Source organism: Aliirhizobium sp. YIM B11859 (assembly GCF_057163345.1).
Map to the genome: position 1 here is coordinate 647,358 of NZ_JBXHAY010000002.1, position 25,180 is coordinate 672,537.

A 25,180-nucleotide genomic window follows, 5' to 3' on the forward strand; every position below is an offset into this window, starting at 1 on the left:
CGGATCAGGACCGCAGAACACCGGCAATCAGCGTCACCGAGACGAGGGCCAGCCAGATTGACGCGATGCGCTGTACGAAGAGCAGGCGACGGCTGCCGCCCTCGCCCGCCTGTGTCAGCCGTCCGAAGGCGCTCCACAGAAGCGCGACTGAGGCCACCATCAGACAGAACAGGCCAAGCTTCGGAAAAAACTCCCCTTCTGCCGGCGCCGGCAGCAGAACGAGGCCGAAGATGAGTGCCTTGGGATTGAGCACGGTGGTCAGGTACACCCGCCTTGCCGTCACGGCGCTGCCCGTGCCGGGCTTTCCGGTCATGCGCCAGAGCTTGACCGCCAGAAACATCACCCAGGCTGCAGCAAGCGCCTTCAGGCAAGTGGCAGCAGCAGGATGGCGCGATAGAAGCTCCGCCCCCAGCCACGTGAGCGGCATGATCGTGGTCAGATAACCGGCAAGCTCGGCCGGCAGAAGGCGGGATGCGGCTTTGACGCCGCCACGCGCGCCGGCAATGCCCATCAGCGTGTTGGTCGGGCCCGGCGCCAGCAACAGGGCGAGCGAGGCGGATATAAAAGCCAGATAGGTCATCGCGCGACCGGTTCCTTCGGGGATCGTTCCAAAGCCTCACAGAGTTAGAAGAGCCAGGCAGGGGCGACATTGACCTGCATCAGTGCAGGCTCGCACCTGATTTTTCGAAAGAAACCGGTTTTGACAACAACTACACCCAATCGCATAACATTATGATTACCTTTCATAGAACATCATCCGCCCAATCGATTTCCCAGCCAACATCACGCAGGAAAAATTGACGAATGGCAGCGACACAAGGAAGACTCCAGGCGGAAATACTGGACATGCTTGCCCGCGGCTGCTCTGTCGAGGATGCCGGCAATCATATCTGCACCCACGCTGAAAGGCTTGCGGAAGGCGTCATCTGCTCACTGGTGACGATCGATCGCAATGGCCTCATTCACCCGCTTGCCGGGCCGACCATTGCCAAAGACTATTGCGAGGCACTGGACGGTATTCCTATCGGTCCGGGCGTCGGCTCCTGCGGCACGGCTGCATTCCTTGGCCGGCAAATTGCCGTAAAAGACATATTTACCGACCCCTACTGGCTTCCCTATCAGGCGCTCGCCGACATCCTGGCGAAAGAACACGGCGTCAAGGCCTGCTGGTCGAGCCCGATCCTGCAGGGCGATGGTCGGGTTCTGGGCGCCTTCGGCTTCTATTACACAGAACATCGCGGGCCGACCGACGAGGAAAGGACGATCGTCTCGGAATGCGTCGATCTGTGCTCGCTCGTGCTCGAACGGGAGGAAGTGCGAGCTGAGAACCAGAGGCTTGCCTATTTCGATCCGCTGACCGGGCTCGGCAATCGCGCCAATTTCATTCGGTCGCTGGAAGAAAGGGCAAAAGCGAGTTGTGCGCCCTTCGGCACGTTGCTGATCGACATGGATCACCTCGGCCGGATCAACGATGTTTTTGGTCATGCGGTCGGTGACGCGGTCATTCTCAAGGCAGCCGACGCCATCGGTCGCATTGTAGGCCCTGACCGGACCTTCAGGGTGGATGCCGACGAGTTCGCCGTGCTTGCGGATGGCGATCCGGACGATCTTGCAGCGGTCTGCCGGCACGTGCTTGCCGCCGTGGAACAGCAGACGCTGGCAACCGATGGACACACGCTTAGGCTCTCCGCAAGCTGCGGCGGCGCGATCTGCGATCCGCTGCCTGCACCCGATGTGCAGACCTATCTGCAGCATGCGAACCTTGCGCTGCATCAGGCCAAGCGGACCGCGAGGGGCAGTTTCGTGCTTTACAGCGAAGGGCTGGCGGGGGCCGTGGCCGACCGTTTCCGGGTGCTCCAGACGGTTGCAGACGCGCTTTCCGAAGATAGGATCGAGGCCCATTACCAGCCGATCGTGCGGCTGGATACGCGGGAGATTGTCGGCCTGGAGGCGCTCTGCCGCATCCGCGCTCCCGACGGCGCCATCGTTTCAGCCGGACAGTTTTCCGACGCCTTGCAGGACGGCTCGCTCGGCCACAGGCTGACGGACCGGATGCTGCGACAGGTCGCCCGCGATCTCCGCCGCTGGCGCGAGAACAAGGTCACGCTCGATTATGTCAGCGTCAACGTCTCGATGGCCGATTTCGACCAGGGAAACCTGCGGGAACGTCTATCCAAAACATTCTCGGAGCAGAACGTTCCGCTCCAGCATGTGGTGGTCGAGGTGACAGAGTCGGTCTACATGGACGAACGGGACCGCAAGGTCGGCCAGACGATCGAGGATATGCGCTCGGACGGAATGCCCGTCGCGCTCGACGATTTCGGCACCGGCTATGCCTCACTGACACATCTCCTCAATGTGCCTGTCGATATCGTCAAGATCGACAAGACCTTCGTCGACCGGATGTCGAGCGGCCCCGGAGAGGTGATCATTCGGGCTTTGCTGAACATGGCGGCGGGGCTTGGTGTGCGGATGGTGGCCGAGGGGGTCGAAACCGCAGATCAGGCGCTGAGACTGCAGCGCCTCGGCTGCGACTTCGCCCAGGGCTATCTGTTCGGCCGCCCCGCGGATTGCGAGGCGACCACCGCTGCCCTGCAGCGTCAGGCGCGGCAGCGGTCCGCCTGACGCTGCAGAAAAAAACGGGGCCGCCGACCCCGGCTGGCGCCGCTTCGCGCCCGATCCTATTTCGGGAAGTCGGCGGAAAGGCTTGTTTCCTTCCAGGCCTCGATCTCGCTCAGGCGTTCGGCAAGCTTGCCGGTAATGCCGTTATAGGCGAGTTCGCCAAGCACCAGATGGCGCGGCGGGTTTTCCGTCTCGACCGCCTTGATCATCGCCTCGCCGGCACGAACGGGATCGCCCGGCTGCTGGCCGCTATAGCCTGCGGTCGCCGACATGCGGCTGCCAGCGGTCTGCTGATAATCGGCGATCTCGACCGGCGTCTGTTTCAGCGAGCGACCGGCCCAGTCGGTGCGGAACGGTCCCGGCGCCACGCAGGTAACCTTGATGCCGAGGGGAGCACCTTCGGCTGCCAGCGCATCGGAAAAACCTTCGACGGCATGTTTGGTAGCAGCGTAATAACCGGAGCCCGGAAAACCGATGAAACCGGCCTGCGAGGTGAGATTGAGGACATGGCCCTTGCGGCGGGCGCGCATGCCCGGCAGCACGGCACGCGTCATGGCAAACAGGCCGAAGACGTTGGCATCGAACATGGCGCGGATCTCGCTTTCCTCGCCCTCTTCAATCGATGCCTGATAACCGTAACCGGCATTGTTGACCAGCACGTCGATACGGCCGAATTTTTCCTCCGCCGCCTTCACTGCCGCATCGATCTGCGCCTTGTCGGTGACGTCGAGATCGACGGCGAGTGCGTTGTCATACCCGTCGATCAGATCGGCAAGCCGGCTCTTGTCGCGGGCGGTGACGATGGTCGGAAAACCGCGATCGAGCGTCAGCTTGGCGAGCTCACGGCCGAAACCTGTCGAACAGCCGGTGATGAACCAGACGGGGGAGGAAATATCAGCCATTGGGAAAGTCTCCGTGGGAAGCCGGATCATGAAATATGAGGCGGGGACAAAATGGGATGCCGGTTCAAGATAGGAATATGAAAAAGGACGGCAAGGGGTTTTCCTGCCGTCCTTTCGAATGTCCGAGCTGTCGGGAGGTAATCAGTCGCTGACGCGTTCGACCACTGCGCCGCAGCGGGTAAGCTTTTCTTCCAGACGCTCGAAACCGCGATCAAGATGATAGACGCGGCTGACCATGGTTTCGCCTTCGGCGGCGAGGCCGGCGATGACGAGCGAGACGGAGGCGCGCAGGTCGGTTGCCATGACAGGCGCACCTTTGAGCCGCGGCACGCCCTCGATGCGCGCCATCTGGCCCGAGAGCGAGATGCGAGCGCCCAGGCGGGCAAGTTCCTGCACATGCATGAAGCGGTTTTCGAAGATCGTCTCCGTCACATGCGAGACGCCGGACGAACGGGTCATCAGCGCCATGAACTGCGCCTGCAGGTCGGTCGGGAAGCCCGGGAAGGGTTCGGTGACGATGTCGACCGGCTGGATGCCGTTGCCATTGCGCACGACGCGCAGGCCGCTTTCGGTATCGGTGATCTCCACACCGGCGAGACGCAACGTATCAAGCGCGTTGTCGAGCAGCGAGGCGCGGGTGCCCGACAAGGTCACGTCGCCGCCGGCCATGGCAACCGCCATCGCATAAGTGCCGGTCTCGATGCGGTCCGGCAGGACCCGGTGCCGGGCGCCATGCAGGGAATCGACACCCTCGATGGTGATGGTCTTCGTGCCGGCACCCTCGATCCTGGCGCCCATGGCGATCAGGCAATCGGCAAGATCGACGATTTCCGGCTCGCGCGCGGCGTTGTCGATGACGGTCGTGCCCTTGGCAAGCGTTGCCGCCATCATCAGGACGTGGGTGGCGCCAACCGAGACCTTGGGGAAGGTGTAATGCGCGCCGACCAGACCGCCCGCGGGTGCTGCGACATTGACGTAACCGCCATCGATCTCGATCTCGGCGCCAAGGGCTGCGAGGCTGTCGAGAAAAAGGTCGACCGGGCGCGTGCCGATGGCGCAACCGCCCGGCAGCGAAACGCGGGCCTTGCCCTCACGCGCCAGAAGCGGGCCGATGACCCAGAACGAGGCGCGCATCTTCGACACCAGCTCATAAGGGGCGGTCGTGTCGACAATGGTACGGCAGGTGAAATGAATGGTGCGGGCGTAGCTTTCCGCCTGGCTTTCGCGACGGCCATTGACGGAAATGTCGACGCCGTGATTGCCGAGGATGCGCAGGAGCTGCTCGACATCGGCAAGATGCGGCACGTTTTCGAGCGTCAGCGTGTCGCTCGTCAGAAGCGAGGCGATCATCAGCGGCAGGGCCGCGTTCTTGGCGCCGGAAATCGGAATGATGCCGTTCAGCTTGTTGCCGCCGGAAATGCGTATGCGATCCATGATTGAAAAACTTTCCCTCTCAAGCGCGGAAGGCTTGTGTCCTTAGACGAAATGCCCCGTCGCTTCAATGTTTGATGAAACCTCGTGATTGTCCCTGAAGGACATAGATCAGGATGATTCGTCCGATTTTGCGGCAGACGGCGTGGCGGCGGGCAGGCCCGTCGTTTCATCCGCATCTCCGGCGCGGCGCGCGCGGGCCTGGCTCTTGCGGCGCATCAGGTTCTCGCGCAGCTTGGCGGCCGCCTTGTCCTTGCGCTCCGCCTCGCGCGCCATCTGCGCCCTGCGGGCACGATCGCCTCGGCTTTCAAGATTCTGCACGTCGTCATTTTCGTCCATGGACTTCCATAGCCAAAAACCCCGGCAAACAAAAGCATCACCGCGGTTTTCCCCATGCCTAATGAAATAACTTGGAATTTGCTGCTTGCACTCACCAAGAACCTATGGCAATAGGCCCTCGCCGACGATGCGGAGACGCTCCGAACCGGTTCTAAGCTGCTATAGCTCAGGGGTAGAGCACTCCCTTGGTAAGGGAGAGGCCGAGAGTTCAAATCTCTCTAGCAGCACCATTTTCCCCACTCGGACTTACTGAACTGCGGTAAGCGCTTTGCGCGAGGCCAGCCTCATGAATGGCGCGCCGGTCATGACGCACGGGTTGACCCGTTCGCGCAGCGCGGTTGGCGGGCGGCCGATATTTGCGACCATGAATGAAACCGCAGCCTAGCTCGATGAAGGCTGGGGTTCCTCGGACACAGTACCAATCGGATCGAATGCGGCGTCGCCTGAACGTGAGGCGGAGTGTTGGACCGGAATCGGGTAGCAAATACACTGCCGGAAACAGTTGGACAGCTATTTGCGGAAAGGTCCGTACTCTAACGGAATTTTATGGTGCCCCCGACAAGGTTCGAACTCGTGACCCCCTGATTACAAATCAGGTGCTCTACCAACTGAGCTACAAGGGCATCCATAAACGCGGGAGTTACCAGATTTTTTGCTGCTGTAAAGCAAAAACGTCGCATGCAGGCCGAAACAACCACCAATCTGAAGTCGATTTCCCCGCAGACAAGGCCAGGCATATCAGTGGTTACAGTCTCATATCTCTTGTCGATGCAGCCTGATGTGAAGCGCAGTCCACTCATCATGGCGGTGTAACGACCTCCGGCCGATCAAATTGCGGACGCTCCGGAAAACGATGGTGAGCCCACAGAGGCAGGTCAGCGTCTATGTTATCCGATGGCCTGCATCCGAAAGACATTCCCGCCGCATGCGTTATTCCTCGGCGGCGTTGCCGCTTTTCGTGATCTGGAATGAAAAACGCTTTTTTATCAACGATTTGATAACTGGGATGCGGTGTATGTCAGCAAGTATGTATATTTACCGGTTGGCGCGTATTTAATGGCTTTATTCAATTCACTTTCCCAGGGGCTGATCGATGCCTGGCTGCAGTCCGACATGACGGCAACGCCGGAAAGTCTCTATGGCGATATCAGCGACAAGCTCAGCATCAAGATGGCGCTTTCCGTCGTGACGACGGCCGAAGACGATCCTTATGACTGGCGATTTCGAAGGATCAGGGATTTCGGCTTCAAGAGCCTTCAGCTGGAGCGGATGAAGCGGGAATTTCCCGACGCAGTCCTACGCGACCTCAACAGAAGCTTCATCGACGATGCCGTCATCCCCGCCTATTCCAAGGCGCTCGAGGTGCGACGCCCGATACTGGAACTGGTGACGACGAGGCTGCTGGGTGTCCGCATCGGTTACGAGCGGATCATCCTGCCGCAGAAATGCGATGGAAAGCCCGCCTGGTGCATCAGCCTGATCGAGGGGCGCTTCTTCGTTTCCCGAAGCGAGGAGACGAAGACCGACATTACCGACGACAACATCGTCCAGCTTTTGATCGAAGGCCATACAAGCAAGGAGATCGCCGACTTTCTGGGGCTCTCGCCGAGGACGATCGAGCACCGGGTGGACAAGCTGAAATATCGCTTCGAGGCGAATAATCTCGTGCATCTGGTGGCAAAGCTTGTGGCCGCCCAACTGAGCCACCGGGGCTAACGCCCTCTTCGATCGGCATCGATGCTCCAGGGCGCCGTATCAGCAAAGACTATGCGGTCGAGCCTCAGCTGGGTAACAGCGTCAAAACAATCCCGGCCGTGCTGTCGTCGTGCCGTTATCGCCGTCAGTCGCGACATCCGAGAGGCGGACGAAATCGACACCACGGGCTTTCAGCTTGAGGATGGCATTTGCCACGCCCTGCCCCGCCGCATGGGTCGGCTGGTTGATATGCGAAATCACCACGTCGCCGTCCTTTGCCGCGGCAATGCGCTTTTCCGCGGCACCGGCGCCAAGCAGCGAACCGTCGTCGCCGTTCAGAGAATAACCAGCGACGCGATAGCCCATCTTGCGGATCTCATCGATCGAGGAGGCGTCGTATTTGGCGGTCGCGCCACGGAACCAGCGCGGCGCCGGAAGGCCGGCGGCCAGCATCGCTTTCGCGCCATTGCCGACCTCACGGGCCACCGCCTCGGGCGAGCCGGCCGAAGCTATGCCATAAACGGGAACGGCGACATCGACGGCGGGCACATGGTTTTCGCCGTGGTTCTCGATCTCGAAGAGGTCGGGATTGGCAAGGAAGATCGCCACCGTCTGAGGGTTCTTGCGCAACCAGCGGGCGGTGACGAAGACGGTCGCCGGGATGCGCTGGCCAACCAGGGTCTGAAGGATACGTTCGTCGACCGCGCCCATGCAGGCATCGAAGGTCAGCGCCACACGCGGACCGGCGGTGCCTGTCCCTGCCTTGGCAAGATGCAGGCGCGGCTCGACCAGCTTCACTTTCGGTGACTGCGATGACGGCAGCGACGGGATCCAGACCTTGGCCGGATTGGAGAGAGTTTCTGCAGTCGGAGCCCTGGCGGTGCTTGACGTCGTGCCGGTTTCAGCCGCGCGGGCCGGGGCTGAAACACTGCCGCAGGCAAGGAGAATGAGGCCGGCCGTCAAAAAGCTGCGCATGGGATCCGTCGGGTTCGATTGGCAAATCCTGATATCTGCCTCGCTCTACTCCTCAAGCGATCGCTTATCCATCACTGTTTTGGCATGGCAGGCCTGTTCGGCGCAGATTTCGACGCCCGGGCCGAAGCGCTCAAAACCGTGCTGCGGCCAAGCGCTGGTGCAGCGAACGCAGATCCTCGACCCTGCGCGGTGCAAGCTGCGCTTCCCAGGCAATTGCCGTGTCGACGATCAGGTCGAGATTGTCGTGGCGCGGCTTCCATTCAAGCAATCCGCGGGCGAGCGTCGAATTGGCGACCACACTTGCGGCATCACCCGGACGGCGCGGGCCGTAGCGGGTGTCAAAGGACTGGCCGCTGACACGTTTGACCGCATTCAACACTTCGAGCACGGAATAACCGCGGCCATAACCGCAATTGGCGATCAATGGCTCGCCGCCGCGGCGCAGGTAGCTCAACGCCTTCAGATGCGCCTCGACCAGATCCGTCACATGGATATAGTCCCGCACACCGGTTCCATCGGGCGTGGCATAATCGGTGCCGTAGATATCGACGCCGGAGCGTTCACCAAGGGCCGCCTCGCAGGCGAGCTTGATGAGATGGGTCGCGCCGATGGTGGAAAGCCCGGTGCGGCCGAGCGGGTCGGCGCCGGCGACGTTGAAATAGCGCAGCGCGACAAAACGGAAATCGTGAGCGGCAGCGGCATCGCGCAACATCAGTTCCGACATCAGCTTAGACTGGCCGTAAGGGTTTTTCGGCAGGGTCGGAGCGCTTTCCAAGACCGGCGTGTCATCCTTCTGGTCGCCATAAACGGCGGCGGTGGAGGAAAACACGAAATGCCTGATCCCGGCCTCGATGGCGGCGGCCGCCAGCAGCCGGGTCTTGCTGGTATTGTTCTCGTAATAATCGAGCGGATGGGCAACCGACTGCGGCACGACGATCGAGCCGGCAAAATGCATGATTGCCTCGATGCGGTTTTCGGCGAAAATCTGCGACAGCAGGTCATGGTCACCGACGTCGCCAAGATAAAAGCGGGCCGCATCCGGCACGGCCCAGCGGAAACCGGTCGAAAGACGATCAAGCACGACCACGTCTTCCCCGGCATCCAGTAATGCCCAGACCATGTGGCTGCCGATATATCCCGCTCCGCCCGTCACCAGGACTGCCATTGCGATACTTCCCTGCTCTTGTTTTTTGCAGGAAAGCATCGCAGCGCTTGATCGCGGGTTACTTATCGATGCCTTGGGGAACTATATCCGGCAGCGTGGATAAGGGAGGTTTTCGAGGATTGTTCGAATTTTATCGAAACTCCCCGCAAGCGGTTTCAGAGTGCCTTGATATAGGTCGAAAGCCGCGCTGCCGCCTCTTCCACATGTATTGGATTGCGCAGGAAACAGGCGCGGAGGAAATTTTCGCCGCCCTTGCCGAAGGCCGAACCAGGCGCCAGCGCAACCCCCGCCTTATCGACGATATCGAAGGCTGCGGCACGGCTGTCGGTGATGCCGTCGACTTTCAGGAAGGCATAAAGCGCACCTTCCGGCTTCAGCGTCTGGACGCGGTTGGTGGCGATCAGCATGTCGCAGAGAATGTCGCGCGATTGCTTCGCACGGGCGATATTTTCCTCGACGAAGGCATCGCCCTCGTTGAGGGCCACGACGGCACCGCGCTGCATGAACTGGGCAACGCCGGAATTGGAATATTGAACCAGGTTCTCGATCACCTGGCCGAGTTCTGCCGGCGCCACCAGCCAGCCGACGCGCCAGCCGGTCATCGACCAGTTCTTGGAGAAGGAATTGGCATAGATGATGCGGTCATCCGGTTCCGAGACATCGAGGAAGGACGGTGCGCGGATTGCACCGCCATAATAATAACGCGCGTAGATCTCGTCGGCGATGATCCACAGGCCATGCTTGCGGGCGAGTGCCAGGATGGCAGCCAGGTCTTCCTTCGTCGCCGTCCAGCCGGTCGGGTTCGACGGCGTGTTGATGAACAGGCCTTTCGTCTTCGGCGTGATCGTCGCTTCAAGCTTGCCGAGATCGAGCGACCATTTTCCGCCGATGAATTCCAGTGGCAGGCCGGTGGCAACGGCACCGGAAATCTCGATCGCCGAGACGATGTTCGGCCAGGTCGGCGACAGGTAGAGCATCTCGTCGCCCGGACCGCAGATCGCCTGCACGGCCATCATGATCGCGTGCATGCCCGAGCCGGTGACGTAGAAATGCTCCATCGGCAGCGAGACGGAAAAGTGGCGGGCGTAATAATCCGACAGCGCCTGGCGCAGTTCGGGAATGCCGCGCTGCCAGGTGTAGAAGGTTTCGCCGCCGAGGAGAGCATCGGATGCCGCACGGTTGATGAAATCCGGGCTCGGCAAATCGCCCTCGCCCGCCCAGAGCGGGATCAGATCATCGCGGCCGCCGATGCGGGCATGATTGATGATCTCGACGATGCCGCTTTCGGGAGCGGCAAGAGCGCGGGGGCTGAGGGAGCTAAGAAGAGACATGCGGATTTCCTGTTTTTCGAGGCTCTGTCTTAACCCAGAAGCCTTGGAAAATCCCATGAGTTTCCTTGAGCCTGCAATTCATTGTTCTGATGAATTGCAGGCCGGAAAAGACTTGGTGTTACCTGGTCTTCAGCAGATCCCTGATTTCCGACAGGAGCAGGATATCGGCCGGCGGCGGGGCGGGCGTTTCGTCGGCCGGCTTCTTTTCTTCCATGGCGCGGAGCTTGTTCACGCCCTTGACCATCAGGAAGATGATGAAAGCGAGGATCATGAAGTTGATCATCACGGTGATAAAGCTGCCATAGGCAAAAACGGCGCCCTGTTTGCGCGCCTCTTCCAGCGACGGCGCGGTGACGGCGCTCGACAGTGCAAGGAAGTAATTGGAGAAATCGAACCCGCCACCGGTGATCGCGCCGACAACCGGCATAACGATATCATTGACGAGCGATGTAACGATGCCGGTGAAGGCACCACCGATGATGATACCGACTGCAAGGTCGATCACATTACCCTTGGCGATAAAGGAACGGAATTCGCTAATGACTGACATGACAATACCCCTCTCATGGTTTCCGTCGTGCTTAACATAGCGTTTCCTCACATGCTGAAAAGGTGCAAAAGCCCAAAGGCTTAAAGCTGACAATCGATCGGAACAGATCCGGCTGCATTGGACTTTTTGACAAGGCGCGGCCGATTTCCAACGCCGCATGTTTCTCGTAATATTTAACCCGAGGACCGCATTTGTTTGCGGCGGAGGAACGATGCTTCCAGGCTGGGTCATCCTTGTCTCGGCATTCGCCTATATCCTGCTGCTTTTCGCAGTGGCGAGTTATGGCGACAGAAAAAGCCGCCTTTCCGGCGTGCCGAAAGGCGGGCGCCCGCTCGTCTATGCCTTGAGCCTTGCCGTCTATTGCACCTCCTGGACCTATTTCGGCGGGGTGGGGCTCGCCTCGCAACGCGGTCTGGAATTTGCCGCGATCTATGTCGGGCCGATCCTTGCCTTCACGCTCGGCATGCCGGTGATCCGCCGGATCGTCGAACTGGCCAAGGCAGAGAAACTCACCTCGATTGCCGATTTCATCGCTGCCCGTTACGGCAAGAATGCCGCGGTTGCGGCAATCGTCGCGGTTCTGGCGCTCGTCGGCACCGTTCCCTATATCGCGCTGCAGCTCAAGGCGGTGTCCAGTTCCGTCGCGGTGATGGTCGATCCGTCGGATTTCGGCATCGGTAGCGGCAACCTGCATTTCATCGACCTCGCGCTGATCGTCACCCTGCTGATGTCCTGTTTCGCGGTCGTGTTCGGCACACGGCATACGGATGCGACGGAACATCAGGACGGGCTGATCCTGGCGGTCGCAATGGAATCGCTGGTCAAGCTGGTGGCTTTTGCGACGGTCGGGATCGCCGTCACCTTCTTCGTGTTCGACGGCTGGTCGGATCTCGCCGCCAAGGCATCGGAAAGCCTGCTCGTCACTTCCGCCGCGTCCTATGAAACACCGCTCAGCCGCTGGATCCTGATCATTCTTCTTTCGGCCTTCGCGATCGTCATCCTGCCGCGGCAGTTCCATGTCACGGTGGTCGAGAACCGTACCCCGCGGGAAAGACGGGCTGCCGGTTTTCTGCTGCCTGTCTATCTGATCGCCATCAACCTCTTCGTTCTTCCGGTTGCCGCCGCCGGGCTCATCACTTTCGGCGGCACGGGCGATCCCGATCTCTACGTCCTGACGCTGCCGCTCGAAGCCGGGCTTCCGTTCGTGACGCTGATGACGTTTATCGGCGGATTTTCGGCGGCGACGGCGATGGTGATCGTCGAATCCGTCGCGCTTTCGATCATGATTTCCAACGATATCGTCATCCCGCTTTTCCTGCGCGGCAAGCTCGCCTCGACGCCTGCCGGCCAGAAGGATTTCACCCGCACGCTGCTCAATGTCAGGCGCGCATCAATCTTCGCCGTGATGCTGCTCGGTTATGGTTATTACCGCATGGCCGACAGCCAGTCGGGGCTTGCCTCGATCGGGCTACTTGCCTTTGCGGCAATCGCCCAGATCGCCCCTGCCCTGCTCGGCGGGCTGATCTGGCGGCGGGCGAATGCACGCGGCGCGATCCTCGGTCTTTCCTTCGGTTTTCTGTCCTGGGCCTATCTTTTGTTCCTGCCGAGCCTCGGCGGGCCGGACAATTCCCATATTGCCGCGGCGGTGCTGAACTTCCTTTTTCCCGGCACAACGATCTTTGCCGGCCCGGAGATCGACCCGTTCGTGACGACAACGATCTTCAGCCTTTCGCTCAATACGCTTGCCTTCGTGCTCGGCTCGCTGTCGCGCAATCCGCGCCCGGTCGAGCGGCTGCAGGCGGGCATTTTCGTCAAACGCCACCGCCGGACCGAGTTTGCCACCCGCGGCTGGAAAACCCGGATCAGCGTCGGGGATCTCAAAACCGTGATTGCCCGGTATCTCGGCGAAGAGCGGATGCTGCGCTCCTTTTCCAATTACGAAAAGACCGCCGGGCGCCGCTTCCGTGACGACCAGCCATCCGACATGGCGATGATCCATTTCTCCGAACAGCTGCTCGGCAGCGCGATCGGCTCATCGTCGGCAAGGCTCGTTCTGTCGCTGGTGTTGCAGAAGGTGGAAGACACCAATGCCGATACCGCCTGGCTGCTCGATCAGGCGAGCGAGGCGCTGCAATATAACCAGGACATGATGCAGACGGCGCTGTCCCAGATGGATCAGGGCATCGCCGTGTTCGACAATTCAGACCGCCTGACCGTGTGGAATCGGCGGTTCCGGCAATTGCTCGATCTTCCCGAACAGGCGGGTCAGGTAGGCTTTCAGCTCACCGACGTGATCGGACTGCTGGCGGAGCGGGGTGATATCGCGGGAACGGAGAAAGACGCGCTTGTTGCCCGGTTCAAGACGCTGGGCACATCGTTTCCGCTGGTTGTCCACGGCGGTAAACGGATCATTGAGGTGCGCAGCAATGCGATGCCGGATGCAGGACTTGTCGCCACCTTCACCGATATTTCCGAACGCGTTGCCGCCGATCAAGCGCTGAAACAGGCAAACGAAACGCTGGAACAGCGCGTCGGCGAACGCACGGCCGAGCTTACCCGTGTCAACCACGCGCTTGGCGAAGCGCGGACGGCCGCCGACGATGCGAATGTGAGCAAGACCCGCTTCTTCGCCGCCGCCGGCCACGATATCCTGCAACCGCTCAATGCCGCGCGGCTTTATTCCTCGGCTCTTGCCGAACGGCTTGGCGGAGATGACAAAAATTCGGCGCTGGCCCGCAATATCGACAGCTCGCTCGAATCCGTCGAAACCATTCTCGGTGCCGTGCTCGACATATCGCGGCTCGATACCGGCGCGATGAAACCGCGCTTCGGCTCAATCGAGCTGGAAGACTTGCTAAAAAGGATCGAGACCGACTTCTCACCGATGGCGCGGGAGAAGAACCTCAAATTCGTGGTGATGCCGACTTCGCTCAGGGTGGTTTCGGATGCCAATCTTCTGCGCCGCCTGGTGCAGAACCTCGTCTCCAACGCGATCAAGTATACGGTCAGCGGCAAGGTGATCGTCGGGGCACGGCGGCGCGGGCAGAAGGTGGTGATCGAGGTGCTTGATACCGGGATCGGCATTCCGCAGTCGAAATTCCGCACCGTGTTCAAGGAATTTGCCCGGCTGGAAGATGGCGCAAGGACGGCCAGCGGGCTGGGCCTCGGACTGTCGATCGTCGACCGACTGTCGCGCATGCTCTCCCATCCGGTGCAGCTTTCCTCGACACCCGGTCACGGTACGGCATTCAGGGTGGAAATTCCGCGCGATCTCTCGGCCCCGCAGGCGGTCGCAGCAAGAGGCCGCCGGGAGCGGACCAAGCCGGCCAACCCGCTCGGCGGACTGCGGGTTCTGTGCATCGACAACGAGCCCAATATCGTCGAAGGAATGGCATTGCTGATCACCGGCTGGGGCTGCACGGTCGGCCAGGCGCAGTCGCCCGGCGACATCGAAGCGATCATTGCAAGGCTCGAACCGCCTCCGGATGCGGTGATTGCCGATTACCATCTCGACGATGCGAGCGGCATCGAGGCGGTTCTCACCCTCAGAACCCATTACCAGGCCGATATCCCGGCCCTGCTGATCACGGCGGACCGCACGCCGGAGGTGAGAGCCGAGGCGGAACGGCACGGAATCGCCATGCAGCACAAGCCGGTGAAGCCCGCGGCGATCCGCGCCTATCTCACACAGGCGGCCGGTTTGCGCCGCGTCGCCGCCGAATAGTTCTCCACAGTCCCGCCTCATATGTCGTTCATGTGACAGTCATCACGGACTGTTTACGGTTGAAATGTCTGAACGTCGGTTAAAACCGATTCTTGCCGGAACTCTCTGGCTTCTCGCGACGTTTAGGCGCGTGACTTCCCGGCCCGCAGAGGCCTTACGGACCGAAGGGCAGCTGCCATCAGGACCGGCAAAGACGGAGACCGCGACCGATGAAGCGCTTTGAAATCATTGACGGAATGCGGGGATATTTTCTCGTATTCATGGTCCTCAACCACCTGATTTTTGCCGGTGGCTATTTCCTCGTGAAGATCAATCACAACCAGCTCGCCTTTGTCGAAGACGCGCAGGGGTTCGTGTTCCTGTCCGGCCTGATGATCGGCATGGTTTATGCCCGCAAGATGATGAAGGCGGGTTATGCCGCCGGGCGTACTGCCGTCTACAGCCGCGCCTTCGAGCTTTATCGTTACGCAATGGGTATCGTGCTGGCCGTCATGGTGGCGCAGATGATCCTGCCGGGCGCCTATTCGACCTGGTTCAACTGGATCGGCTACACGAATTTCGACGATCCGCTGCGTCTCGCCGCGATCGCCACCTTCCTCTACCAGCCGACCTTCATGGATATCCTGCCGCAATACATCATCTACATGCTGTTTGCGCCGATGCTGATCAAGCTGGTGCTGGACGACAAGTGGCATTACGTGGTTGCTGCCTCGATCATGCTGTGGATGGCCGGCCAGCTTGGCCTGCATCAACTCGTCACCATTCCGCTCAACGACATGATCATGGGCGCGGACGATCAGGGCCTGCGCGTTTCGTTCAACCTGTTCGGCTGGCAGATCGTGTTCTTCTCGGGCCTGGTGCTCGGTGCCTTGACCTCGTCCGGCAAGATCAACTGGGGTCGGGTTCTGTCGCCCGACAACATGTTCATCCCGAAGGCGGCGCTGGTTCTGGTGCTGTTCTTCCTGCCGCTGCGCCTGATCACCGCCAACGAAATGATGCCGGCGCATATGATCGGCAAGTTCGCCTCGATGGAAATCCGCGCCGATTTCGGACCGGTCTATCTCTTGAACTTCGCAGCCGTCGGCCTGCTCGTCACCTGGCTGATCGTTGCCGGCCCCAAGCACAAGGCCGCCTGGGTTCGCTCGGTCGCCTCGGCACTGACCTGGGTGTTCACCCTGCGATACCTTCGCCTGCTCGGTCGCCACTCGCTTTACGTCTATGTGTGGCACGTCGCGATCGTCTATTTCGTTTATTATTTCGACGGCCGCACGCCGGAGCTCAACGAGTGGACAAAAACTGCGATCGCACTGACGGCCGTGGCGCTGCTGTCGATCCCGGCCCTGTGGCGCGAGCGGGACAAGCTGCTGGGAACCGCACCGGAAACGGCGCCCACCAAGCGAAGCGAGCAGAAACCGGTTGCTGCGGCAGCCGGGCCACAGCAGATGGTGATCCGTTAACGTCGGTTCCCATCCTTCTAAAATTCAAAGGGCGGCTCCAGGGCCGCCCTTTTTCATATTTGCGATAGCTAATCCTGCCGTTAGTGCGGCATGACCGCCGCGCGATTGGCGGCCGCGGCATCCGCGTCAACGTCTTCCTTGCCGGCAAACCAGTTGGCCAGAAGTGCTCCGGAGATATTGTGCCAGACCGAGAAGATGGCGCTCGGGACAGCGGCAAGCGGCGAGAAATAGGCGGTTGCCAATGCGGCACCGAGACCGGAATTCTGCATGCCGACCTCGATCGCCAACGCCTTGCGCTTGTAGAAGTTGAGGCCAAGCGCCTTGGCGGCGAAATAACCGAACAGGTAGCCGAGGCCGTTATGCAGCATGACGACGGCGAAGATCAGCAGGCCGGACTGGGCGATTGCGCCCTTCGAAGCGCCGACGACGGCGGCGACGATCAGGACGATGCCGACGACGCTGACCAGCGGCAGGACCGGCAAGGCCGTGCGCACGAGGCCGGGGATCAGCTTCTGAGCGGCAAAACCCAGAGCCAGCGGCAGGATGATGACCTCGACAATGCTGCGGAACATCGCCCAGGCATCGACCGGCAGATACTGGCTGGCAAACATCCAGACGAGGAAGGGCGTGACGATCGGGGCGGCCAGCGTGGTGACACTGGTGCAGGCGACCGAGAGCGCCACGTCACCGCGGGCGAGATAGGTCATGACATTCGACGAGGTGCCGCCCGGGCAGCAGCCGACGAGGATGACGCCGGCGGCGACTTCCGGCGGCATGGGGATGAGCTTGGTGAGCAGCAGTGCCAGGGCCGGCATGATGGCGAAATGGGCGACGACGCCGACGGCCACTTCAAACGGACGACGCGCCAGTTCGCGGAAATCGTCGAGCGAAATGGTCAGGCCCATGCCGAACATGATGATGCCGAGAAGGGTGACGATCCACGGTGCGAACTGCTTGAAGAAGACCGGAAAGAAAAAGCCAAGAACGGCAAAAACGATGACCCAGATGGCGAAGGTCTTTCCGACGAAGGTGGAGAAGGATGCCAAGGATTTCAAAAATTCACTCCCGAACGAAATAATGTGTCGCGCGGTCTAGCGCGGACGAATTTCCTGTCAAGGCCGGTTTGACGCGGATCGGTTCGGTCGGGAAAAGCTGAAAGGAACCCGGCAAAGGACTGACTTCGCCACGAAGACGGCCCGCGGCCGCCTCTCGGGCTCATAACCTGCGCTCAGGAGAGGAGGTGATCGGTCGGGTGTACGATGCCGGCATAATGGGCCGGGACGCCCGTCTTGTCGCGGAAACACCGGCCGAACGCGACGACCGGCCGGACCGTGCCGAAGGCATCCACCACACGGTATTCCGCCTGATAGGGCTTTCCGCCCTCGACCGCGATCCGGATCAGATCTGCAAGGGTCTCCTGATCGTCGGGATGGACGCGGGCGATGTAGTCCGTGACGGGAAGTCCGCTCAGCGTGTCTGCGGGATCAAGCCCGAACAGGGCAGCGAGCGCTGTATCCCCGTACAGGGTATCGTCCCCCAGACACCAGGTATATATCCCCGCCTCTTCGCAGAGGTCGGCATAAACGTCTCTTTGTTGCATGCTGCATATCTCCAATACATCTAATTTTAGAGATTCGAGATGTAATCTCAAGAGGCCACGAAGCAGAGTTCATCGGTTCGTACGCTTGCGGACAAAGTGACGGCTTGCGGGCGACGGCGGCGTTCGCCTCAGATCCCCTCTCCGTATCCTCCCTGGGCGGCACTGATGGAGGAGACGAAGCGACGGGTACGCTCTTCGACCGGCGCGCCGAAGACACGGTCTGCCGCTCCCTGTTCAACCACCTTGCCGGCCTCGAGAAAAACCGCGTGATCCGCCACGCGGGAGGCGAGGCGCAGATCGTGCGTGGCAATGACCATGGTCGTGCCTTCGCTCGCGAGCTTGCTCAAGACCTCGACGACCTCCGTTGCCAGTTCAGGATCGAGCGCAGAGGTCGGTTCGTCGCAGAGCAGAACACGCGGCGACATGGCGAGCGCTCGGGCAATTGCCACACGCTGCTGCTGGCCACCGGACAGAGTTGCCGGCCAGGCTTCCACCTTGTGCGCCATGCCGACCTTGGCAAGCAGCTCCCGCGCATGGCTTTCCGCCTTCGCACGTGGCCATTTCAGCACCGTCACCAGCCCCTCCATGACATTTTCCAGCGCCGTGCGATGCGGGAAAAGCTGGAAATTCTGGAACACCATGCCGGTCTGGCGGCGGATCTTCTGGATTGCGTCCCAGCCGATCTTCCTGCCGGGCGAGAACTCGATCACGGCGTCGCCCAGCCGGACGGAGCCCGATGCCGGGATTTCGAGCAGGTTGATGCAACGGAGCAGCGTGCTCTTGCCACCGCCGGACGGGCCGACCAGCGCGGTGACGCTGCCTTCGTTGACCTTCAGGCTGACATCGTCGATGACCTGGAGATCGCCGAAATTCTTGCGGATATGGGAAAGCTCGATCATCGGTTTGCCTCCAGCATGCCGCCATACCGTGAGAAACGCTTCTCCAGCCGAACCTGCAGCGACGACAATACGGAACTCAGCGCCAGATAGATGATCGCGGCCTCGATATAGAGGATCAGCGGCTCATAGGTGGTGGCAACGATGCGCTGGGCGGCCTGAAACAGTTCCGGCACGGTGATGGCGGCAGCAAGCGACGTATCCTTGACCAGCGAGATGAAGGTGTTGGAGAGCGGCGGTACTGCCACGCGGGCCGCCTGTGGCAGGATGGTGCGGGCCATGGCCTGACGCCAGTTCATGCCGATCGAATAGGCCGCCTCCCACTGGCCCTTGGGGACGGAGGCGATGACGGCACGGATGATTTCCGACGAATAGGCGCCGATATTGAGGGTGAAACCGATCAGCGCGGCCGGAAAGGCATCGAGCAGGATGCCGACGCTCGGCAGGCCATAAAAGATGACGAAAAGCTGGACGAGGAGCGGGGTACCGCGGATGATCCAGACATAAAACCGCGCGATCCAGACCAGCGGGGTCGGCCCGAACAGCCGGGTGACGGCCGTGACAAGCCCAAGCGTCAGGCCCAGGGTGAAAGAAAGCAATGTCAGCGGCACGGTGAATTTGATGCCCGCCCATAAAAGCGTGGGCAGCGAATCCATCATCAGTTGAAGCCAATGCGGCACGGGTATTTCCCTACTCTGTCCAAGACCAGCAGCCTGAAGCACAAGAAAACGTCCGGCCTGAGCCGGACGTTTCGGTTCATTCGGTTCTATCCTAGCACGGTGGTGCCGGGTGGGGAGAGATGCTTACTTGGAGACGTCCTGACCGAAATACTTGTCGGAAATCTTTTTGTAGGTGCCGTCGGCCTTGATGTCGGCGAGCGCCTTGTTGACCGCGGCGACCAGATCCGCATCGCCCTGACGCAGCAGAATGCCGGAATAGCTGGCATCGGACTGTTCGGCGACGATCTTGACCGGCGCGTCCGGCTTCTGCTTCTTGAAATCGAGGAAGGAGAGGCTGTCGTTCAGTGTGGCGTCGGCGCGCCGGGTGAGAACGAGCTGGATCGACTGATCGAAACCATCGGTACCGACGAGTTCGGCGCCGGCTGCCTCCGCCATCTTGCCGTAATTGCTGGTCAGCGACTGGGCGGCCTTCTTGCCCTTCAGATCAGCGAAGCCCTTGATATCGTCATTGCCGTCACGGACGATGAGCACGGCCTTGGAGGCGATATAGGGTTCGGAAAAGGCGTATTTCTGCTTGCGGGCATCGGTGATGCCGACCTGGTTGATGACGGTGTCGTAGCGATTGGCATCGAGGCCGGCGATCAGGCCATCCCACTTGCCTTCGATAAATTCCGGCTTGACGCCAAGCTTGGCGGCGAGCGCCTCGCCGATTTCCACATCGAAGCCGACGAGCTTGTTCGACGCATCGTGGAAGGTGAAGGGCGCGTAGGTGCCTTCGGTGCCGATGCGGATGACACCGGCCGACTTGATCTTATCGAGGTTTTCGCCCGCCATGACCGGCGCGGCAATAGCGGCCTGGACGAGAAGAACGGCGGCAAGGGTTTTGAAGAGCTTCATTTCAGGGTTTCTCCAACGAATGAGTTGCCGTGTTGATCGCAGAAAATGGAGCGGTTGGGAGGAAAGAAAACTGCCGTCGAAAGCGGCAAATGCGAATATTTTTTGCTCAACTTGGATTCCGGAGCTGCGAATGTCGATCTGTCGCAGGGCGATCATTCGGTTTCGCCACGATCCGCAGGGCGGCCTGCATATTTTGGCGTCGCGTCCCGAATACCGGCCAGAACATCGAGACCATCATGGATAATTCTTGCGCGTCTTGCTTCCTCGCCTCGTGTGCAGGGCGGGAAAGCGGCGGGATAATTCAATGCATATTGTGCCTCTGTCAGAAAACCGCAGCAGCGTTTTGCGCGCCGGCACTTGCTCAGGCTGCAATCCTTCCAGAAGCCGACATGGGTGGCGCCGAATTGGGTGACCCGCTGACGGATGCGTTGCTGCTCGCGTTTAGGCAGGACGCGGAACTCGCCCCAGGTCATGCCGAAATACCATGGCTCGGCATCCTCTTTCTCCTGCCTGCGTTTCCATTCCGCCGCGCTCACCGCCATCACCATTCTCCCGTGGGTACGATCCATCGTTCACGTGGCCGATTGTGGCCTGTGCTTCATCCTGTCTCCGTTTACCGGCGAACCGGGCATGCACTCGATACAGTGGAGAGCTCACGCGAATGCGGAACCTCACTTTATGTTTTTAGTCTGTGGCTCCGCATTCGCGTGGCCTTCGGCGTCTTTTCGGGACTTCCGGTCCCTACGGATGATCCTCTCGCCTCGCTGCACGCAAAATCTCTCCTGCGCTTGGACGGCTCAACCGAACCCGGCACGGCTGCCAGGGGAAGGCTTGATCAGAAGCGGTTGCCCGCTCCCGTGAGTTTCACCCCTTCCGCCCTTGCCGCACGTTACGGTTCGAACGAAAGCGCCGGCCCCACCTGCCCGCGAACGTCTCGCGAAACACTCCGGCGATGGAAGCGGGAGGATTGTGCGCACAGGTTTGGAGGGTGGGCATGATATTTCGGGTAAGGCATTGTTTATGTTGAAACCCAGGCTCGAAACGTCCCCGCAATCTCCGGCATTTTTGCAGCCGGACCTGTGCCCTTTCTTTCGGGACAGGCCCGAAGGCGAGGCCGGCAGGGCAGAGTGGAATAGAGCGGGGCAACCATGCCGTATTGCATCGCCTCGCGCCGGGTGCCATTACCGTGCGATGCAAGATGCAGCGATCAGACTGAGGGCCAGAGCCCTGCAATTCCAATCGATTGGACCGATCGACCTTGATGTTGAGGCAGGCAGATGCCTTGCGGTGAGCGGCCCGTCCGGTGCGGGCAAAAGCCTGACGCTGAAGATGCTGGCCGATCTGGTGCCGCATAAGGGGGATTGCTTCGTCGACGGGATCGCGGCCGCCTCGATGGCGGCACCGCAGTGGCGGCGCCTTGTGCGTTATGTCTCGTCGGAACCCGGCTGGTGGGCGGCGACGATAGCCGCACATTTTTCCGACACGTCTGCCCAGGCGGAATGGATGAAACGATTGGGTCTCGACCCATCGCTGCTTGAGGCGGCGCCGGACCGGCTTTCGACCGGCGAGCGACAGCGCATGGCATTTCTGCGAGCGATCGAAGACGGGCCGAAAGTGCTGCTGCTCGACGAACCGACTTCGGCGCTGGACCCGGCTTCGGTGCGGGCGGTGGAGGAAATCGTCAGGGAGATGATGTCGACCGGGTGCGCCGTGGTGCTGACCTCGCATGACCCCGAACAGGTGGAACGGCTGGCCGATGACGTGATGACGCTTGGGAGCAAGGCATGAACGGTCTCGTTTTCGGTCCGGTCGAACTGGCGCTTGCGGCAGCCCTGGTGATCGTCAATGCCGGGCTTTCAGCCGCCTTCAATCTCGGCATCCACCGCTCGGTCTTGATTGCCGCCGCCAGAATGGTGGCGCAGCTGCTGCTGGTCGGACTTGTTCTCGGCTTCATCTTCACCCGCGCCGATCACTGGTTGAGCCTTGTGGTGCTGGCGGCGATGCTGATCGCCGCCACGTTCGAGGTTGGCTCCCGGCAGCGCAACAAGCTTTCGGGCTTCTGGCATTACGGGCTTTCGGGAATTGCGGTCAGCGGCGGCACGATGCTGGTCGCGGCCTTTGCGCTGATGACCGTTTCGACGAGCGAGGACTGGACGGCGCCGCGCATCGTCATCCCGATCTTCGGCATCATTCTCGGTTCGGCGATGAGCGCCAGCAGCATCGCGCTCAACAACATGTTCGAAGGCGTGTCGTCGCAGCGCGCGGCGATCGAGGCGCAGCTTGCGCTTGGCCGCACGAGAGGCCAGGCGATGGCACCGTTGATGCAGCGTGCCATCTATGCCGGCACGCTGCCGGTGCTGAACCAGATGGCAGGGGCCGGCATCATCACCCTTCCCGGTATCATGAGCGGCCAGATCCTGGCCGGCGCCAACCCGCTGGTGGCGGCGCAATCGCAGATCTTCCTGATGCTGCTGCTGTGCGCCGCATCGACCGCCAGCGTCGTCACCGCCGTCTGGCTGGCGGCCAAAAGCCTGAGCGACGATCGCGAACGGCTCAGGCTCGACCGGTTTCGCAACCGCAAATCCTGACAAAACGATCGCATTGGGAAGCCTGCAACGTCTCCGGCATCGACCGGACGGCGCAATTGATTCCATAAACACCTTATTTAGAAGATCATAATATATAAAGACAGAACGGGAACAACAGACTGAACCCGGATCGACGCGCAGCGGGGTTTCATGCGGACATTGCTTCATCTCAACCTGCTCTCTCGCAGCCGTCTCGTCATTCTCACCACCGCGTTCTTCATGGCCATTGCCGGGATATTGGCGGTGCTGATCGCGATTTCGGTGCGTGACATGACCGGGGCCGCAACGACGATCGACGACGCGCGCGCCTCGCGTGCGGCGACAGCCGCGGTGCGGGCGCTGGAGGCACATCTGAGCGCCACCGTTCAGGATAATACCGTCTGGGACGATGGCTACGAACACATCACCTCCGATGGCGCCAAGGAATTTGCCGATTCGACCTGGGGACAGAGCAGCGACGACAATCCGCTTTTCGACGCGGCAGTGGTGCTTAATCCGGATCACAGCATTCTCAGCAGCTACAAGAAGGGCAGCGTGTTCGATCCGTTCAGTTTCTTCGGCCCTTCGCTTGCCGCGATCGTTTCGCGCGCCGACGCCTCGGGACGCATTCCGGTCGTCAGTTTCGTGCGCAGCCCGGACGGGCTGGCGATCATTGCGGCCTGCAACATCCAGCCCTATGACAAACAGACCTCCGTCAGCGGGCCGTTCCATACGCTGATCCTTGCGCGATCGCTCTCTGCCGAAGCGCTTGTCGATATCGAACAGACTTTCGATCTCAACGACCTGCGGCTTGGCGAAACGCCCGATACAGGCCTGTTGAACATTCCGCTCAGCGGGGCGGATGGTGCCGTTCTCGGTTATCTCCAATGGCCGAGCCGCGACCCGGGCACGATGATCTATGACCGGGCACGCGGTTACCTGCTGGCCGCAGGTTTCATTCTTTTCGCCTTCCTGCTGGCGGTGCTGATCACCGGCATCTTCTCGACGCGCATGCTGCAGCGTTCGGCCGACCGTGCCCGCCACCGTGCCACCCATGACGTGCTGAGCGGCCTTTTGAACCGCGCCGGCATCGTCGAGCGGCTCGACCAGGCGATTGCCACCGGCACTGCCGGGCTGACGCTGCATCTCATCGATCTCGACGGGTTCAAGGGGGTCAACGATGCCTGGGGCCATGCCGTCGGCGACGAGCTGATCAAGCTGGTGGCCGAGCGGGTGAAATACCGGCTACCCCCTGGCGCCCTGTTCGCCCGGCTCGGCGGCGACGAATTTGCCGTGGCGACGGGGCCTGAAGATGCCGCAAAACTTGCCCAGTCGATCGTCGACTGCCTTGCCGAGCCCTTCATGATCGGCGGGCGCACGATCGAGATCGGTGCCAGTATCGGGACAGTCATATCCACCGATGCCGTGAGCGATGCGCTGGAACTGCTCAGGCGCGCGGATATGGCGCTTTATACCGCCAAGGAAGGCGGCCGCGGCCAGGCCGTTCATTTCACCGAGGACCTGGACCGTGACCGGCAGATGGCCGCGGAGGTGGAGGACCGGCTGCGCAAGGCGCTGGACAGGCAGGAAATCAGGGTTGCCTACCAGCCGCTGTTCGATGCCAAGGCGGGGCGGGTGTGCGGGGTGGAGGCGCTGGCGCAATGGAGCCCCGACACCGGGCGGATCAGTCCGGAAATCTTCATCACCATCGCGGAACGATCGGGCCTGATCGACCAGCTTGGCATGCAGGTTCTCAAACTGGCGATCGACGAGGCGCGGCAATGGGCCGGATTGCAGCTTTCGGTCAATGTCTCGCCGATACAGCTGCGCAATCCAAACTTTCCCGCCGATGTCATCAAGCTGCTGGAAAAGACGGGGTTCGATCCGCGCAAGCTGACACTGGAAATCACCGAGGGCGTGCTGATGTCCAACCCGGACCAGGCGCGGCGGGCGATCGAGACGCTGCGCAATGTCGGGGTGAAATTCGCGCTCGACGATTTCGGTTGCGGTTATGCCAGTATCGGGGCGCTGCGCACCTTCGGCTTCGACCGGATGAAGATCGACCGGTCGCTGGTGAGCGGGCTCAGCAACAACGAAGGAGCGCAGGTGCTGACGGCAACCATTTCGCTGGCGCATGCGCTCAACATTCCGGTGACGGCCGAAGGCGTCGAGACGCAGGAACAGGCGAATGCCCTGACAATTTCGGGGTGCGACCAGTTGCAGGGATATCTGCTCGGCCGGCCGATGAGCGGCGGTGACATTACAACGCTGCTGCGCTCGAGCGCGGCATGAGAAGATGGGCGGCAGCGGCGAAGAAACTGCCCCTCATCCGCCTGCCGGCACCTTCTC

General features: G+C 61.0%; 21 protein-coding genes and 2 tRNA genes. 8 read left to right on the forward strand and 15 right to left on the reverse strand.

Annotated features, from left to right (window positions below):
- Positions 1–4: 4 nt before the first annotated feature.
- Positions 5–580: a LysE family translocator gene (locus AC2GXZ_RS09365; RefSeq protein ID WP_483758884.1), complete on the reverse strand. Its 576-nt coding sequence runs from the start codon at positions 578–580 to the stop codon at positions 5–7.
- 224 nt (positions 581–804) lie between these two features.
- On the opposite strand from AC2GXZ_RS09365, the gene AC2GXZ_RS09370 reads away from it, so the two are divergent.
- Positions 805–2,625, forward strand: coding sequence for a bifunctional diguanylate cyclase/phosphodiesterase (locus AC2GXZ_RS09370; protein ID WP_483758885.1), 1,821 nt, complete (start codon positions 805–807; stop codon positions 2,623–2,625).
- Between the two features lie 56 nt (positions 2,626–2,681).
- Here AC2GXZ_RS09370 and AC2GXZ_RS09375 read toward each other — a convergent pair whose 3' ends face one another.
- The 3 genes from AC2GXZ_RS09375 to AC2GXZ_RS09385 all read right to left on the reverse strand — a co-directional run bounded on the left by AC2GXZ_RS09375 (position 2,682) and on the right by AC2GXZ_RS09385 (position 5,294).
- Positions 2,682–3,524, reverse strand: coding sequence for an oxidoreductase (locus tag AC2GXZ_RS09375; protein WP_483758886.1), 843 nt, complete (start codon positions 3,522–3,524; stop codon positions 2,682–2,684).
- Between the two features lie 141 nt (positions 3,525–3,665).
- On the reverse strand, positions 3,666–4,958 hold the full coding sequence (murA, locus tag AC2GXZ_RS09380) for a UDP-N-acetylglucosamine 1-carboxyvinyltransferase (RefSeq protein WP_483758887.1): 1,293 nt from the start codon (positions 4,956–4,958) through the stop codon (positions 3,666–3,668).
- A gap of 108 nt (positions 4,959–5,066) precedes the next feature.
- Positions 5,067–5,294, reverse strand: coding sequence for a hypothetical protein (locus tag AC2GXZ_RS09385; protein WP_483758888.1), 228 nt, complete (start codon positions 5,292–5,294; stop codon positions 5,067–5,069).
- Between the two features lie 155 nt (positions 5,295–5,449).
- On the opposite strand from AC2GXZ_RS09385, the gene AC2GXZ_RS09390 reads away from it, so the two are divergent.
- A tRNA-Thr gene (locus tag AC2GXZ_RS09390) sits at positions 5,450–5,524 on the forward strand.
- Between the two features lie 317 nt (positions 5,525–5,841).
- On the opposite strand, the gene AC2GXZ_RS09395 is transcribed toward AC2GXZ_RS09390, so the two are convergent.
- Positions 5,842–5,917, reverse strand: a tRNA-Thr gene (locus AC2GXZ_RS09395).
- Positions 5,918–6,350: 433 nt separating this feature from the next.
- Between AC2GXZ_RS09395 and AC2GXZ_RS09400 the strand changes: the two genes are divergently transcribed.
- The gene (locus tag AC2GXZ_RS09400; protein ID WP_483758889.1) at positions 6,351–7,010 is read left to right on the forward strand and encodes a LuxR C-terminal-related transcriptional regulator; all 660 of its coding nucleotides are present in this window, start codon (positions 6,351–6,353) and stop codon (positions 7,008–7,010) included.
- 81 nt (positions 7,011–7,091) lie between these two features.
- On the opposite strand, the gene AC2GXZ_RS09405 is transcribed toward AC2GXZ_RS09400, so the two are convergent.
- From AC2GXZ_RS09405 to mscL, 4 genes are all read right to left on the reverse strand, one after another.
- Positions 7,092–7,964 (reverse strand): polysaccharide deacetylase family protein, encoded by an 873-nt coding sequence (locus AC2GXZ_RS09405; RefSeq protein ID WP_483758890.1) that lies wholly within the window; start codon positions 7,962–7,964, stop codon positions 7,092–7,094.
- 130 nt (positions 7,965–8,094) lie between these two features.
- The gene (galE, locus tag AC2GXZ_RS09410; RefSeq protein WP_483758891.1) at positions 8,095–9,129 is read right to left on the reverse strand and encodes a UDP-glucose 4-epimerase GalE; all 1,035 of its coding nucleotides are present in this window, start codon (positions 9,127–9,129) and stop codon (positions 8,095–8,097) included.
- A gap of 155 nt (positions 9,130–9,284) precedes the next feature.
- Positions 9,285–10,460 carry a pyridoxal phosphate-dependent aminotransferase gene (locus AC2GXZ_RS09415; RefSeq protein WP_483758892.1) on the reverse strand — a complete coding sequence of 392 codons (1,176 nt, stop codon included), beginning with the start codon at positions 10,458–10,460 and terminating at the stop codon, positions 9,285–9,287.
- Positions 10,461–10,578: 118 nt separating this feature from the next.
- On the reverse strand, positions 10,579–11,010 hold the full coding sequence (gene mscL, locus AC2GXZ_RS09420; RefSeq protein WP_483758893.1) for a large conductance mechanosensitive channel protein MscL: 432 nt from the start codon (positions 11,008–11,010) through the stop codon (positions 10,579–10,581).
- A 211-nt stretch (positions 11,011–11,221) separates the two neighbouring features.
- Here mscL and AC2GXZ_RS09425 point away from each other — a divergent pair, with 211 nt between their 5' ends.
- Complete coding sequence (locus tag AC2GXZ_RS09425; protein ID WP_483758894.1) at positions 11,222–14,734, forward strand: PAS domain-containing hybrid sensor histidine kinase/response regulator; 3,513 nt, start codon at positions 11,222–11,224, stop codon at positions 14,732–14,734.
- Positions 14,735–14,943: 209 nt separating this feature from the next.
- Complete coding sequence (locus AC2GXZ_RS09430) at positions 14,944–16,191, forward strand: OpgC family protein (RefSeq protein ID WP_483758895.1); 1,248 nt, start codon at positions 14,944–14,946, stop codon at positions 16,189–16,191.
- 80 nt (positions 16,192–16,271) lie between these two features.
- Here the strand turns inward: AC2GXZ_RS09430 and AC2GXZ_RS09435 are convergent, their stop codons facing one another.
- The 6 genes from AC2GXZ_RS09435 to AC2GXZ_RS09460 all read right to left on the reverse strand — a co-directional run bounded on the left by AC2GXZ_RS09435 (position 16,272) and on the right by AC2GXZ_RS09460 (position 20,806).
- Positions 16,272–17,246 carry a bile acid:sodium symporter family protein gene (locus AC2GXZ_RS09435; RefSeq protein WP_483758896.1) on the reverse strand — a complete coding sequence of 325 codons (975 nt, stop codon included), beginning with the start codon at positions 17,244–17,246 and terminating at the stop codon, positions 16,272–16,274.
- 173 nt (positions 17,247–17,419) lie between these two features.
- Positions 17,420–17,791 (reverse strand): PAS domain-containing protein, encoded by a 372-nt coding sequence (locus tag AC2GXZ_RS09440; RefSeq protein WP_483758897.1) that lies wholly within the window; start codon positions 17,789–17,791, stop codon positions 17,420–17,422.
- 128 nt (positions 17,792–17,919) lie between these two features.
- Complete coding sequence (locus tag AC2GXZ_RS09445) at positions 17,920–18,690, reverse strand: amino acid ABC transporter ATP-binding protein (RefSeq protein ID WP_483758898.1); 771 nt, start codon at positions 18,688–18,690, stop codon at positions 17,920–17,922.
- On the reverse strand, positions 18,687–19,367 hold the full coding sequence (locus AC2GXZ_RS09450) for an amino acid ABC transporter permease (RefSeq protein ID WP_483758899.1): 681 nt from the start codon (positions 19,365–19,367) through the stop codon (positions 18,687–18,689). The genes AC2GXZ_RS09445 and AC2GXZ_RS09450 overlap by 4 nt, the downstream gene beginning before the upstream one ends.
- Positions 19,368–19,490: 123 nt before the next feature.
- Positions 19,491–20,264 carry an amino acid ABC transporter substrate-binding protein gene (locus AC2GXZ_RS09455; protein WP_483758900.1) on the reverse strand — a complete coding sequence of 258 codons (774 nt, stop codon included), beginning with the start codon at positions 20,262–20,264 and terminating at the stop codon, positions 19,491–19,493.
- A gap of 152 nt (positions 20,265–20,416) precedes the next feature.
- Positions 20,417–20,806 carry a hypothetical protein gene (locus AC2GXZ_RS09460; RefSeq protein WP_483758901.1) on the reverse strand — a complete coding sequence of 130 codons (390 nt, stop codon included), beginning with the start codon at positions 20,804–20,806 and terminating at the stop codon, positions 20,417–20,419.
- Between the two features lie 649 nt (positions 20,807–21,455).
- Here AC2GXZ_RS09460 and AC2GXZ_RS09465 point away from each other — a divergent pair.
- The 3 genes from AC2GXZ_RS09465 (at position 21,456) to AC2GXZ_RS09475 (ending at position 25,123) form a co-directional block, all read left to right on the forward strand.
- Positions 21,456–22,052: an ABC transporter ATP-binding protein gene (locus tag AC2GXZ_RS09465; RefSeq protein ID WP_483758902.1), complete on the forward strand. Its 597-nt coding sequence runs from the start codon at positions 21,456–21,458 to the stop codon at positions 22,050–22,052.
- Entirely contained in the window at positions 22,049–22,852 is an 804-nt protein-coding gene (locus tag AC2GXZ_RS09470) for an ABC transporter permease (protein ID WP_483758903.1), read from the forward strand. The genes AC2GXZ_RS09465 and AC2GXZ_RS09470 overlap by 4 nt, the downstream gene beginning before the upstream one ends.
- Positions 22,853–23,002: 150 nt before the next feature.
- The gene (locus AC2GXZ_RS09475) at positions 23,003–25,123 is read left to right on the forward strand and encodes a bifunctional diguanylate cyclase/phosphodiesterase (RefSeq protein ID WP_483758904.1); all 2,121 of its coding nucleotides are present in this window, start codon (positions 23,003–23,005) and stop codon (positions 25,121–25,123) included.
- Positions 25,124–25,180: the final 57 nt, after the last annotated feature.

Coding starts and splice junctions, on each gene's coding strand:
- AC2GXZ_RS09365 (WP_483758884.1), bottom strand. CDS start 580: ATGACCTATCTGGCTTTTATATCCGCCTCGCTCGCCCTGTTGCTGGCG.
- AC2GXZ_RS09370 (WP_483758885.1), top strand. CDS start 805: ATGGCAGCGACACAAGGAAGACTCCAGGCGGAAATACTGGACATGCTT.
- AC2GXZ_RS09375 (WP_483758886.1), bottom strand. CDS start 3,524: ATGGCTGATATTTCCTCCCCCGTCTGGTTCATCACCGGCTGTTCGACA.
- murA (WP_483758887.1), bottom strand. CDS start 4,958: ATGGATCGCATACGCATTTCCGGCGGCAACAAGCTGAACGGCATCATT.
- AC2GXZ_RS09385 (WP_483758888.1), bottom strand. CDS start 5,294: ATGGACGAAAATGACGACGTGCAGAATCTTGAAAGCCGAGGCGATCGT.
- AC2GXZ_RS09400 (WP_483758889.1), top strand. CDS start 6,351: ATGGCTTTATTCAATTCACTTTCCCAGGGGCTGATCGATGCCTGGCTG.
- AC2GXZ_RS09405 (WP_483758890.1), bottom strand. CDS start 7,964: ATGCGCAGCTTTTTGACGGCCGGCCTCATTCTCCTTGCCTGCGGCAGT.
- galE (WP_483758891.1), bottom strand. CDS start 9,129: ATGGCAGTCCTGGTGACGGGCGGAGCGGGATATATCGGCAGCCACATG.
- AC2GXZ_RS09415 (WP_483758892.1), bottom strand. CDS start 10,460: ATGTCTCTTCTTAGCTCCCTCAGCCCCCGCGCTCTTGCCGCTCCCGAA.
- mscL (WP_483758893.1), bottom strand. CDS start 11,010: ATGTCAGTCATTAGCGAATTCCGTTCCTTTATCGCCAAGGGTAATGTG.
- AC2GXZ_RS09425 (WP_483758894.1), top strand. CDS start 11,222: ATGCTTCCAGGCTGGGTCATCCTTGTCTCGGCATTCGCCTATATCCTG.
- AC2GXZ_RS09430 (WP_483758895.1), top strand. CDS start 14,944: ATGAAGCGCTTTGAAATCATTGACGGAATGCGGGGATATTTTCTCGTA.
- AC2GXZ_RS09440 (WP_483758897.1), bottom strand. CDS start 17,791: ATGCAACAAAGAGACGTTTATGCCGACCTCTGCGAAGAGGCGGGGATA.
- AC2GXZ_RS09445 (WP_483758898.1), bottom strand. CDS start 18,690: ATGATCGAGCTTTCCCATATCCGCAAGAATTTCGGCGATCTCCAGGTC.
- AC2GXZ_RS09455 (WP_483758900.1), bottom strand. CDS start 20,264: ATGAAGCTCTTCAAAACCCTTGCCGCCGTTCTTCTCGTCCAGGCCGCT.
- AC2GXZ_RS09460 (WP_483758901.1), bottom strand. CDS start 20,806: ATGGCGGTGAGCGCGGCGGAATGGAAACGCAGGCAGGAGAAAGAGGAT.
- AC2GXZ_RS09465 (WP_483758902.1), top strand. CDS start 21,456: ATGCAAGATGCAGCGATCAGACTGAGGGCCAGAGCCCTGCAATTCCAA.
- AC2GXZ_RS09470 (WP_483758903.1), top strand. CDS start 22,049: ATGAACGGTCTCGTTTTCGGTCCGGTCGAACTGGCGCTTGCGGCAGCC.
- AC2GXZ_RS09475 (WP_483758904.1), top strand. CDS start 23,003: ATGCGGACATTGCTTCATCTCAACCTGCTCTCTCGCAGCCGTCTCGTC.